Genomic DNA, 13,432 nt, shown 5'->3' on the forward strand with positions numbered 1-13,432 from the left:
CGTAGTCTCAGGCAGACTCGAACTGCCGACCTCTACATTATCAGTGTAGCGCTCTAACCAGCTGAGCTATGAGACTGTCTTGGCCTAAAAATTCGCCAGTATATCAAAAAAACATATTGTGAACGACAGCATAAAGGTAAAGGACCACCTCGTGCGGGGCCCGAACAACCTCCGGGCGTCTCTTTCTCTAGAAAGGAGGTGTTCCAGCCGCACCTTCCGGTACGGCTACCTTGTTACGACTTAGCCCTAGTTACCGATTTTGCCCTAGGCCGCTCCTTGCGGTGACGGACTTCAGGCACTCCCGGCTTCCATGGCTTGACGGGCGGTGTGTACAAGGCCCGGGAACGTATTCACCGGATCATGGCTGATATCCGATTACTAGCGATTCCAGCTTCACGGGGTCGAGTTGCAGACCCCGATCCGAACTGTGACCGGTTTTATAGATCCGCGCCCCCTTGCGGGGTGGCTTCCCTCTGTACCGGCCATTGTAGCACGTGTGTGGCCCAGGACGTAAGGGCCGTGATGATTTGACGTCGTCCCCACCTTCCTCACGGTTTGCACCGGCAGTCCCGTTAGAGTCCCCATCTTTACATGCTGGCAACTAACGGCAGGGGTTGCGCTCGTTATAGGACTTAACCTGACACCTCACGGCACGAGCTGACGACAACCATGCAGCACCTTGCAGGCAGTCCGAAGAAAGGGATGTCTCCACCCCATGCAGCCTGCATTTAAGCCCTGGTAAGGTTCCTCGCGTATCATCGAATTAAACCACATGCTCCACCGCTTGTGCGGGCCCCCGTCAATTCCTTTGAGTTTCATTCTTGCGAACGTACTCCCCAGGTGGGATACTTATCACTTTCGCTTGGCCACGGAGCACGAATGCCCCACAGCTAGTATCCATCGTTTACGGCGTGGACTACCGGGGTATCTAATCCCGTTCGCTACCCACGCTTTCGTCCATCAGCGTCAGTACATGGTTGGTCACCTGCCTTCGCGATCGGTGTTCTATGTGATATCTATGCATTTCACCGCTACACCACATGTTCCGGCAACCCCACCATGACTCAAGACCTGCAGTATCAAAGGCAATTTTATGGTTGAGCCACAAACTTTCACCCCTGACTTACAGGCCCGCCTACGGACCCTTTAAACCCAATGATTCCGGATAACGCTCGGACCCTCCGTATTACCGCGGCTGCTGGCACGGAGTTAGCCGGTCCTTATTCTTACGGTACCGTCAGCCACCTACACGTAGGTGGGTTTCTTCCCGTATAAAAGCAGTTTACAACCCATAGGGCCGTCATCCTGCACGCGGCATGGCTGGATCAGTCTTCCGACCATTGTCCAATATTCCTCACTGCTGCCTCCCGTAGGAGTCTGGTCCGTGTCTCAGTACCAGTGTGGGGGATCCCCCTCTCAGGGCCCCTAACCATCGTTGCCTTGGTAAGCCGTTACCTTACCAACTAGCTAATGGTACGCATGGCCATCCCTGTCCGATAAATCTTTAATCAGGTCATCATGCGATGTCCCGATACCATGGGGCATTAATCCAAGTTTCCCTGGGCTATTCCCCTGACAGGGGCAGGTTCCATACGCGTTCCGCACCCGTGCGCCGGTCTCAAGGGTGCAAGCACCCTCTACCCCTCGACTTGCATGTGTTAGGCCTGCCGCTAGCGTTCATCCTGAGCCAGGATCAAACTCTTCATTGTATTTCCTTGAATGTCTGTCCGACACCCGGAAATATCCGGGCCCCCGCATCAAAATGGTTCTTATTCTCTTTACGCTGTCGTTACAATATGTATATGAACTTCTTCTTGTTTTTCCCGAAAAAAAAATCGGCCACTCGACCAATCCCCCTCTCGAAAACGCCCTGCCTCATCAGCTAAGCGGGTGCAAATATAAGAACGTTATCCCGACTCCGCAAAATGTTTTTGGATATTTTTTTTCGAAAAAAAATGACAAAATCATAATCACTTGTTTTTCAATATCCATCCAAAAATTTTCCTCTAAAAAATTATGAGAAAAAATTCCAGACGAGTCCAAACCTGATTACAAAATCGCGATAAGGATAGTTCGGTGCCGAGTAGTAATTGGGCTGTGAAAAGATGGAATTTAAATGTTCCGCCTTAAAATAAATCCGTGTTTGCCTCACTTTGGCATTGATAAAAACATCCAACAAGGGATATCCCCCAAATTCTTCATTGTTTTGAATATAGAATTCCCCCAGCAATGGGTTGTAGGCATTCATATTATAAGACGTGAAATATTTAAAGGTTACGCCTGTCTGCAAAAACATGGCCTTTTTGAACACATCACTTGAAAAGTATAGGGTATTCCTAGTGACCACTTGCGGTAAATTAAGCACTTGGTTGTTCTGGGTAACATCCTGATACATTACGGTATTCATGAGGGCCCATTTACCCCATTTCAGCTCCTTGGTATATTTTACCTTTAAGTGATTGATCGTTGACGACTCTTGGAAAGGCTTCACAAATGCCGTTTCCTGTGCACTATCTATCTGCTCTTGGGTGGCCGTGGAAGCGAAATAGGTATAATTTTCAATGGCACTATACTCGGCCTCCAATAGCCCCAACCATTTAGAGTCCAATCCGAATTTGATGTTCTGGGTCCTTATATTTTCAAAAGTGTCATTGTTTTGCCAGTTAAAGTTCCTGTAATCACTTTGGTAGAGCAGATAGTTAAAATCCGGCATGCGGGAAGATGCATGTATGGCCCCTATAACCGTATTGCTTTCATTGAGCCTATAACTTGCCATGACATCAAAATTATTACCGGTAAGGTCTCCTGAAACGGTATAGTTGATATTTCCCTTAAGGGAAAGGGGACCGATCTTATTGTAATAGGATCCTCCAACGGAAATTTCTTCCCCTTGCAACCTATTCTGGATGGTACCTTCTTCGGTAATCAAAATACTATTGAAATAGTAATCGTAATTGAACAGGCTCACATTCCCCGTTAATCGTCCCAAAGTCCTATTGGAAAACTCAATACTCCCTTTATTGAACATGGTCTTCAATCGGGCCCTATCTTCTATGGGCACCAAAAATGGGTCTTCCCCTAAAGCATCGTTCTGTTTCAATTGCTCAAAGTCGTACATTTTGGTCTCATAACTGAATTCATGACCAATAGCCAACGAAATAGGATCTAGATCCGTGGAATCCTTTTTATGGTTGACCAATTTGAACCGCTGGTCCAAGAAATAGCGCTTGCCCAAAATTCTGTTGCCCGCATTGGTGTACAAGAGGTCTATTTTGGCCCTATCCTGAAAATCTCCCGTCACATCGTCCTCAAATTGACTTCTGTCTTCCAACCCACCACTTTCTTCATCTTCCAGTTCCTGTGCAGCGATATGACCGCGGATGTCATACCGTCCATTTTCGGTAACATAATTGAAGGTTACCCGAAACTTTCCGTCCTGAGCTTGTTCGTACCTATATTTTCCCAATGACCTAAATCCGGTATAGGCAACAGAAGCATTGAACCTCCTTGATAGGTTGAACGTAAGCAGGGCATCCAAAAACTGACCCTGTTCCATGGTAGTCTTGAACATAAGTTCTGTCATCGGGGTAGGTACATTGTAGTATTTGATATCCTCTTTTTCTGCATACCCATAATTCTTTGCCGTAGCACCGATCCGCGGATAGTAGGGTACATATGAAAAATCCTTTCCCAGTTCATTATACTGCTGCCCCATATTGGCAAAGGGCATCAGTTCAAAATCATCCGTCCGTAAATAGTTGTACTTATATTCCTTTCGTATGGTAAGTGTAGTATCCAAATACGTGGTATCCCTGAGATACGAAACAATCTTGTAATCCTTTATGGTAACCGAGTCCCTTTTAGGCTTTAGTGCTCGGGCCATTCGACCTTTTTTTGCAATAAAACTGGAATCCTTGGATATGGAATCCGGTCTTTTAGGACTCAAAGTATCTTTAGTCTCAATTTTCAAAGAGTCCGTCTCCTTTGTTGGCGGCAAGGAATCCTGTTGCGCAAAAATGGCATTGCCAAGAAAAAGGAGTAGTACAAAAATTAAAAATCTCATTCCACGGTTTTGGTCTGGCAAAGGTAAAAAGTTTTGTTTCTAAAGAAATGTGAAAAGTTACCCCATAAAAAAGCCCCCAAAATTGGGGGCTTAATGTTTTAGAGCTATCCTAAAATAGCCTCTAACTAGTAACCTTTATTTTGGACCATATTAGAGTTAGCATCCATTTCCGCCAATGGAATAGCCCATGCCAATCTGCTATCACCGTAAGGTATTGTTGCAGCAAAATTCTGTTGAATGGAGGTTTTCTCAATGTCACTTCCAGTTCTCAACAAATCATCATAACGGAAACCTTCAAACATCAGCTCCTTCCTTCTTTCCAAAAGGATATTTTCCTTAGTAGCCTCTGTATACAAAGAAGCACCTCTATTTGCAGGGATTTTATTAAGCTGAGTAAGGGCATCACCACCTGTTTCCATCAACGCCTCTGCATAATTCAATATCAACTCTTCATACCTTAACAGAGCAACATTGTCATAGCCTTGATTATCAGGATATTTACCCATATTCCTCAGCATATCGCCTTCGTATCCCAAAATACCGTTTTCTCCATCTAACAGACCACGTACATCGGTGGGTTCAAATATATCGGCCACTTCGTCAAGTACCTGAACATCTCCATAGCTACCTCCACCTGTGGTCCTATAGATATAAGCCAGGCCATTGATTCCTTGATTATCCGTTGAATTGAACTCCAACTCAAAGATAATATTACTACCTCCATCACTTCCAAAAGAAGCTACGTAGTTTTCAGCTGGGACAATTGAGTATCCGCCATTATCGATTACATCCTCAGCTGCATCAACTGCCCTGTCCCACATTTCAAAATATACGGCCACTCTAGCTTCCAAAGCCTTTGCAGCATATTTTGAGAAGAAATTTGTATCTCCGGTATCCTCCATCAAATCATAAGCCATATCCAAATCCTCAAAAATCTTTGCCCTTACCTCTTCTACAGTGTTCCTTGGAGGGAACAGCTCTTCTTGGGAAGACTCATTGCTCAAATATGAAGTCACATAGGGTATGCCTCCAGGGTTGGTGCCTCCAGTAACATGTATTTGTCCATATTGCTTTAAAAGATCAAAATGTACAAGAGCCCTAATGGCGTAAGCTTCTCCTTGTAAATGTCTACCATAATCCATATCACCCTCCAAACCGGTCAAATCAGTATTTATAACCAGATTGGCGCTGGATATCACGGCATAAGCCTCATCCCAAAAAAAGCCAGTGGTATTAGAATACGCAAAACCTGCTTGCGTGGTAAACCTACCTGAGTTTCCATTGGAAAAGCAATTATCTGTCCGTACCTCATTAGTAATAATAAGGTCTCTTCCGTAGTATCCGGAAGCTGTCATTCTACTGTATGCCCCTTTGATAACCGCATAAAGGTTATCCACATCGGTAATTCCTCCGTTCGCATCTTTATTCTGATCCAAAGCGGGATCCAAGTCCTCTGTGGTGCAGCTAGCTGCCAATACCACCATCAGAGACATTAATAATAATTTTATCCTTTTCATCTTTTTTTAAAAATTTAGATTAACACCCAAAACTACAGACTTGACTGGTGGAGTTGTCAATACGGTCTGACCTCTGTTCGTGCCATCGCTCAATCCACTCAAATCAATATTCTCTGGGTCGTATTTTAAATTATCGTCTTTTACCCAGGTAAGCAAGTTTGTACCTCTAACAAACACTCTTAGGCTCTCTATTTTCAACAGGTCCGTAAACTTGGAGTTAAAGTCATATCCAATAGTCAAGTTTTTCAACCTAAAATAATCGCCATCATATAGAAACTTAGAGTGTCGCTGCCATGGCCTACCAGTATATTCGAACTTACCAAAGCGCGCTTCGTCACCTGGTTGTTGCCACCTATCCAACAAAGTATTGTAACCTTGATACAATGCAGTAGGGTACAAATCCGTACCTTGGGTATATCGATGCCATCCTTCGTATACTTTGTGCCCACCGGCATAATAACCGTTGGCATCAACAAAGAATCCCTTGACATCTACATGGATATTCATACCAGAAGTGATTTTTGGCAAAGCACTTCCGCCTTGGAATACCCTTTCCGCTTCATTAAAATTTGTTGTAGTCTCACCATCCACACCATTAATGTACCATTCCTCATTTCCAGTATCAGAATTAACCCCTGCCCACGTAGGCATATACCATGCATATACCGGGTGGCCGGACTCAACTCTATCTATATCGGTAGAAATATTAATCTCTTCCCCGTTAAGATCCTTAGCCAGTTCCAATACTTCATTCTCATTGGTAGCTACATTTCCTCCAATGGAAAGATTGAAATCCTCAGATCTAATTATATCAAAGTTGACTTCAACCTCGAAACCTTTGTTTTCCATTCGACCAATATTCCTCGTTTGGGACGAGAAACCAGTTGTAAGCGACAATGGAACGTTCAACAACAAATCTTTGGATTCCCTGTTATAGTAGGCAAAAGACCCAGATACCCTATTCTGGAATAAACCAAAATCGATACCTAAATCCAAGGTGTTTGAAGTCTCCCAAGAAAGATCGTTATTACCGAAAGAACCTGGATAAGATGCGCCTTCCCCATTGTAGTCAGAGTCAAAATTCAACAGTGCCTGATAACTATTAAGAGCGATTGCTGCGTTACCTGTAACACCATAGGATGCTCTAAGTTTCAAGTTGTTGATGAATTCTGCTCCTGCCATGAAACCTTCTTTGTGCATGTTCCAAGCAGCACCAATAGACCAGAAATTACCCCATCTGTTGTCTTTGGCAAATCTTGAGCTACCCTCTCTTCTGTATGTACCATTTAATACATACTTACTATTGAATGCACTGTAGTTTACAACACCCAAATAAGATGCTACCGACCAGTCCGTGAAAGTTGAATTGGCAGTAGTGGGATTACCCGCTGAATTCAAATTCGTCAAGCCAACATCGCTAAAGTTATCGGCATCAGCCTCTAGGTAATAATTTCTGTTCTTTTGCCACTCCTGAAGCACCTTTACATCAAATTGATGGTCCTCTCCAAGATTGAATGAATAATCCAAAGAGTTTTGGAAAACATAGGTTGTATAATTCCTGCTTGCCTGCCAACCATATCCATTGGAACCATCACCATCACCACTAATTGGATTTCTATATCGCTTGTAATTATAGGCAATGTAATCTATGTTGGCTCTAGTTGTAAACGCCAAATTTTTAATTGGTGTTTCCCAACGCAAAGAATTATTGGTTATAATCCTTGTAATCTTGGAATCATCAATATCTTCTTGGGCTATCCATAGAGGGTTAGGCAAAGATGTGTCCAAGTTGATCGTTCCATCTGCATTATAAGCTTGATCCGTCGACGGCATAAAATATTTCACTGCGCGTGGAGAGGAAAAATAGGCACTATTTTCCAGCAATCCATCCTGATTTGAATAAGACGCAGTATTGTTAGAGCTAAAGGTGAATTTATCAGAAAAATCCTTAGTAAAGTTTAAAGCTCCGGAAATCCTATCGAATTCTGACCCGATTACGGTGGCTTCCTGCTTGAAATAACCTAGTGAAGCATAGAAATTGGAAGTTTCATCACCTCCAGTGGCCGAGAAGTTGTATTCCTTCAAGACTGCATTTTTATTGGTGATCAAATCGGCCCAATTGGTTTCAGGGCTTCCAGCGTCCCTCCATGCTTGGTAAGCCGCACCATATGAAGTATTAGCTCTGGCAAATGCGCCTGCCTCTTCAACATTGTTCAAACCATAGGTTTCGCCAAAACTGTTGTAAACAGCTTCATAGAACAACATTTCCCTTTCCGCACCAGTTAATGGGGTAGGTCCATCAATTGCATCATTGGCAAAACCATAGTAAGAGTTAAAATTGAATTTTGTTTTACCGGCTTTACCACTTTTTGTGGTAATTACGATTACACCATTGGCACCCCTTGCACCATAGGCTGCAGTTGCAGATGCATCTTTCAATACAGTTATACTCTCGATGTTATTACTGTTTATACTCGCCAGTGCAGATAGCGAGGAACCAGATGTAGTGGCAGATATATTGGGATTGTTCATAGGAACCCCATCAATCACATATAGTGGGTCGTTTCCAGCGGTAATGGAACTGATACCCCTAATACGAATATCAGTGGTTGAACCGGGAGTACCGGAATCCCCTGTAATAGAAAGACCTGCAACTTTACCTTGTAAAGCTTGATCTACCGTAGCAACAGGAATCTGTTCAATCTGTTTTGAATCCAATTGAACAGTAGAACCAGTTACATCTGCCTTGGATTTTGTTGCGTACCCCATTACGATAACCTCTTCCAAGGCTTGGGCATCCTCTTCCATTATAACGTTCATGCTGGTGGAAGCCCCAACAGTCCTCTCGACTGTTTTTTGGCCGACATAACTGAAGCGCAACACATCTCCAGTTGAAGCATTGATGGAATAGTTCCCATCAAAATCAGTCTGTGTACCATTGGAGGTTCCGACCACGATAATGGATACACCTGGCAATGGGAGACCTTGTTGGTCCGTTACATTACCCGAAATTGTTTTCTCTTGTGCAAAAGAGAAGGACATGCATAACACCAAAAATGGCACGAGCATGTACATAAATTTAGTTCTCATGTACTACTTTTTTTGAATTAGCAAGGCTAAAAATCCAGATAAAAACTAGAGATTCAAAATAATTAACATGCTCCACAAAGGTCAACTTAACAGTTCTTTGAGTTAAGTTTTGTTAACTTTAACAATCCCACAAAATATAATCAACTGATTATGTATTACGTAGGAATTTATTTCACATTTATTTAACTTTAAAATCTATTTTAACAATTGTGATGTTAAAATTTTTTCGACCATGTTAAAGTCTTGTTATAAGGATATTTTTGAAGCCGGAACGGACGAAGCGGGCCGTGGATGTCTTGCCGGACCAGTTACCGCAGCAGCCATTATTCTGCCTGAGTACTTTGAAAACGATATTCTGAACGATTCCAAGCAGTTATCCGAAATCAAAAGGGACTTTCTTAGGCCCATCCTAGAAAATGAATCGGTTACCTTTGGTGTCTGCCATGTTTTTCAAGATGAGATTGATGAAATCAACATCTTGAACGCCTCTATTCTGGCCATGCATCGCGCCTTGGATTCCATGACACAGCCCCCTGCTTTTATCTTGGTGGATGGTAATCGTTTCAAACCATATCCGAACATTGACCATGAATGCATTGTAAAAGGTGATTCAAAATACATGAGCATTGCCGCTGCATCTGTCTTGGCCAAAACCCACAGGGACGAGTACATGGCAAAAATCCATGAGGAGTTCCCCATGTATAACTGGAAAAAGAACAAGGGATACCCCACTAAGGAGCACCGGGAGGCCATCAAGCAATACGGCTTGACCAAATACCACAGAAAAAGCTTTAGGCAACTCCCAGAACAATTGACACTGGATATTTAAAAATCCTAACTTTGTTTCAAACTTCAACAATGAGATACAAGATCCTCTTCTGTTTGCTCACCCTTTTAATTGTATCATGTACTAAAGAGGTAAAGATCAAGACCACCTTATTGGACCAGTTGCCACCCAACCCCTCACTCATTGTTAAGATCAACAACCTCACCAATTTTAAGAGCGAGTTGAAAAACAACGGCTTTTTGGAAAAAATGAAGGGGCTTTCCAATTTAACGGATATCCTTAATAAACTCAATGGACTTGAATCCCTTTCAACGGAGTCCACATGTTTGTTGGCCCTGTACGAGGTTGGGAAGGACAACTACGACTTTGTTCTGATCGCCAAAAAATCCCCAGGTCTTTTCAATGTGGAGGATATCGCCAATAAGACGGTTGAAACCTTGACCTATCAGAATGCCCAAATTACCAAGTACAGTTTGGATGATATTTCCGTGTTCAGTCTATCCCGGGAAAAAGAAATCGTTTTTAGCTCGTCCAATCTGCTTGTGGAAAACATGGTCCGTACCAAAGAGGCCAATCCCATAGACCCCACTTTAAAGAAATTGTACGAAGCTTCCTCCGGAAACAAATCGGCCACTTTGTTCATGAATCTGGCAACCACGCCATCCGTGCTATCCATGACCAAAGAAGTCAACAAAAACAAAAGTCCACTGGCTGAATGGGTTTCTCTCGATTTTACCGCAAATTCCGACCAGGTCAGCCTCACGGGCATCGCCATGGCACCTGATTCCACTAAAAATTTCATCAACCTGTTCAAGGGCACTTCCCCATTGACCAACAAAACTCCACTATTTTCACCCCTAAATGCCCAAGCCATTATTTCGTACACTTTTGATGATTATCAAGTTTTCGCCAAGAACCAAAACACCTATTTGGATAGGATAAAACCAGTGGACACCCTATTCAACACCATAGAAGAAATCGGGGTCATGTATTTGAACAACCAAAAAGCCGTACTCCTGAGTTCTTATGGCACCGAAAGTCTATACAATTACATGGATGCCAACAAAACGGGTACTGAAACCTACCAAGGAAGCGAAATCATGGAACTCCCTGACAAGAAATTCATAGAAACCAGTTTTACGCCTTTGGTTCGTGACTTCGCATCCAACTATTGTACTATACTGGAAAACAGCTTTGTCTATGCACAGGACAAAGAAACACTCCAGACCATCATCAGCAACTATAAAAGCACATCATCCTTTGCCAATGCACCCGTATATACGACTGCCAAGGCTCCACTGGCGAGTGAGTCCAGTGTACTTTTTGTCTCGGACGCCTCGGGCATCGATTATTTTGCGGAGAAAGACCTTGCCCCCGAAGTGTTCCAGTCCATTAAAAAAGCTGACTTGGATGAACACAGTTTTGCATCGCAATTGGTAGCGGACCATGATTTTGCCCATTTCAATATTTTGGTTTCCAAGATCGGAAAAACTCAGGAGAACAATACGGTTACCCCTCTTTTCACCTTGGAATTAGACACTGACTTGGCCATAGACCCTCAATTTGTGACCAATCACAGGACCAACAAGAAAGAAATTGTAGTGCAGGACCGCAACAATGTCCTGTATCTTATCTCCACAGATGGAAAAGTGTTATGGACCAAACAACTGGAAGGCAGAATCCAACCCCCTATCCAACAGGTGGACATTTACAAAAATGGAAGGTTGCAGTTGGCCTTTTGTACGAACGACCAATTTATGATCGTGGATCGGAACGGTGAGGACGTACCTCCTTTCAAGATTGATTTTGAAGGTGGCAACCTCAATCCCTTGGCCGTTTTTGATTACGAAGGCAAAAAAGATTACCGTTTTGTGATCACACAAGGGCGGAAGGTGTTCATGTACAACAACCAAGCAAAGATTGTGGGCGGATTCAAGTTCACCGAAGCCCCAAGCAACATTTTAGGAGTTCCCCAACATTTTAGGGTGGCCAACAAAGATTATCTAGTCTTCAAACTGGAGGACAATACCCTTAAAATATTGCACAGAACCGGAAGCGACCGAATCAAGGTGGCCGAAAAAATCGATTTTTCGAACAATGAGGTCTTCCTATATAAGAACAAATTCTCCGTGACCAACAAAACGGGTGTACTCCATCAAATAGATACCAAGGGGAAATTGACGGCCACCAATTTTAACATGAACAAAGATCATGGCATGTATGCCACGAGCAACACCTTGGTTTTCATGGACGACAATATCCTGACCATTAAAGGCAGAAAAGTGGAACTGGACCTTGGGGTCTACACCAAACCCAAGATTTTTTATATCTACGACAAAATCTATGTAAGTGTAACCGATATCCAGAACCAAAAAATCTATCTTTTTGACAGTCAAGCCAAACCTATTCCCAATTTCCCGGTATTTGGAAGCTCCTTGATCGACCTTACCGACATGGACAACGACAAAAATTTGGAATTGGTGGCCAAGGATCAGGATAATTCCTTGATTGTGTACAAGATGAATTGACCTCGGCTTACGACCTATACAATTCTTTGAGCAGGCCATACATTTTCGGTTAGTAGGAGTACATTGTTTTGATAGTTTCGATAGCATTGCTTTTTCGATACAAACCAAAACACACTAAAATGAAAACCTCCAACAAACTATTCTATTGTTTGACCCTATTCTTGCTTATCGGTTCCGGGACGCAGGCGCAGTTTCTTAAAAAACTGGCCAAAAAAGCCCAAAATGCGGCGGAGCGCACCGTGGAACAACGGGTGGACAAAGAAGCTTCCAAAAAGACCGATCAGGCCCTAGACAGTATTTTGGAACCAGGCTCCGGCCAAGGACAGGCACCCAACACCAATAAAAATACCGGAAACAACAATCCTGGCTCCGATGAAGCACCTGTGGCAGGAACTAAAGTTTCCGCAGGCCCCAAAACCTTGGAAGTATACAGCAAGTTTGATTTTGTTCCAGGTGACAAACCCCTTTATTACGATGATTTCAACCAAGATTTTATCGGTGATTTCCCTGCAAAATGGAACACCAATGGCTCTGGTGAGGTAGTCAATCTGGAAGGCTCATCCGACAAGTGGTATGCCATTGCCAACAAGAGCCTGACCATACCTAATCTACCTCGAAAACTTCCGGAAGATTATACAGTGGAATTTGACCTTAAGGCAACCAACCTGAGCCGGAATACCAGTTCCTTGGCCACCTTAGAAATCTATCTTTCCGAAACCCCAAACTTGACCACTAGTGAAAGTAACGTGATGGCCACCTTAAATTTCTGTCAGTACATAGCAGTGGGAGTAAAAGTGGACAATGATTTTGACAAGGATCCCTCCCCCATTACCAATACCCTGCAACGTGATTTGCGAGAGGTATTCCAAGACATCGTACACGTTTCTATTGCCGTGAACAAGAACCGCTACCGACTTTGGCTTAACGAGACCAAGATTGTGGATCTTCCTCAATTTGTGGTAAGACCCGAACTGATCAACTATCTCAAGTTTAAAGTCAATGGGGTTGACGAACAAGAGAATAGGGAGCGAGTGCTGATCAGCAATCTTAAAATCAATGAGGGCGGTGTAGACCTTCGTCGAAAGTTATTGGCGGAAGGGAAAATCTCCACCAATGGCATTCTCTTCAATTCGGGATCGGCCACCATTTTGCCCCAATCCATGGGTATCATCCGTCAGATTTCACAAGTGCTTCAACAGGATGCGGCCATCAAATTAAAAATCGTGGGGCATACCGATGCCGATGGCTCGGATGACAACAATCTGAAACTTTCCAAAGATCGGGCCGAAGCAGTAAAAAACAGCTTGATCTCTGTATATGGTATTGCCGCGGACCGATTGATTTCCGAAGGAAAAGGGGAAAGCGAACCCGTGGGCGACAACAATACCGCCGAAGGCAAATCGCAAAACCGCCGTGTAGAATTCATTAAACTATAAACCAAGACACT

The 13,432-nt window shown here is 43.4% G+C and carries 6 protein-coding genes, 1 tRNA gene and 1 rRNA gene; 3 read left to right on the forward strand and 5 right to left on the reverse strand.

All coding sequences use genetic code 11. From position 1 onward, the window contains the following. Nucleotides 1-2: 2 nt before the first annotated feature. The 5 genes from D2U88_RS08760 to D2U88_RS08780 form a co-directional block, all read right to left on the reverse strand. A tRNA-Ile gene (locus tag D2U88_RS08760) sits at nt 3-76 on the reverse strand. Nucleotides 77-191: 115 nt separating this feature from the next. After that, nucleotides 192-1,709, reverse strand: a 16S ribosomal RNA gene (locus tag D2U88_RS08765). A 305-nt stretch (nt 1,710-2,014) separates the two neighbouring features. Further along, nucleotides 2,015-4,063 (reverse strand): putative porin, encoded by a 2,049-nt coding sequence (locus D2U88_RS08770; protein WP_182859160.1) that lies wholly within the window; start codon nt 4,061-4,063, stop codon nt 2,015-2,017. Between the two features lie 125 nt (nt 4,064-4,188). Beyond that, nucleotides 4,189-5,556, reverse strand: a complete 1,368-nt coding sequence (locus D2U88_RS08775; RefSeq protein ID WP_235855759.1) for a RagB/SusD family nutrient uptake outer membrane protein — start codon at nt 5,554-5,556, stop codon at nt 4,189-4,191. 30 nt (nt 5,557-5,586) lie between these two features. Then, nucleotides 5,587-8,670 carry a SusC/RagA family TonB-linked outer membrane protein gene (locus D2U88_RS08780; protein ID WP_119639981.1) on the reverse strand — a complete coding sequence of 1,028 codons (3,084 nt, stop codon included), beginning with the start codon at nt 8,668-8,670 and terminating at the stop codon, nt 5,587-5,589. 232 nt (nt 8,671-8,902) lie between these two features. On the opposite strand from D2U88_RS08780, the gene D2U88_RS08785 reads away from it, so the two are divergent. From D2U88_RS08785 to D2U88_RS08795, 3 genes are all read left to right on the forward strand, one after another. Further along, the gene (locus tag D2U88_RS08785) at nt 8,903-9,499 is read left to right on the forward strand and encodes a ribonuclease HII (protein ID WP_119639982.1); all 597 of its coding nucleotides are present in this window, start codon (nt 8,903-8,905) and stop codon (nt 9,497-9,499) included. A 29-nt stretch (nt 9,500-9,528) separates the two neighbouring features. After that, nucleotides 9,529-11,985 (forward strand): ribonuclease HII, encoded by a 2,457-nt coding sequence (locus D2U88_RS08790; RefSeq protein ID WP_119639983.1) that lies wholly within the window; start codon nt 9,529-9,531, stop codon nt 11,983-11,985. Nucleotides 11,986-12,104: 119 nt separating this feature from the next. Further along, entirely contained in the window at nt 12,105-13,421 is a 1,317-nt protein-coding gene (locus D2U88_RS08795) for an OmpA family protein (protein WP_119639984.1), read from the forward strand. Nucleotides 13,422-13,432: the final 11 nt, after the last annotated feature.

The organism is Flagellimonas aequoris (assembly GCF_003584165.1).
In the GTDB taxonomy this organism is placed as follows: domain Bacteria; phylum Bacteroidota; class Bacteroidia; order Flavobacteriales; family Flavobacteriaceae; genus Flagellimonas; species Flagellimonas aequoris.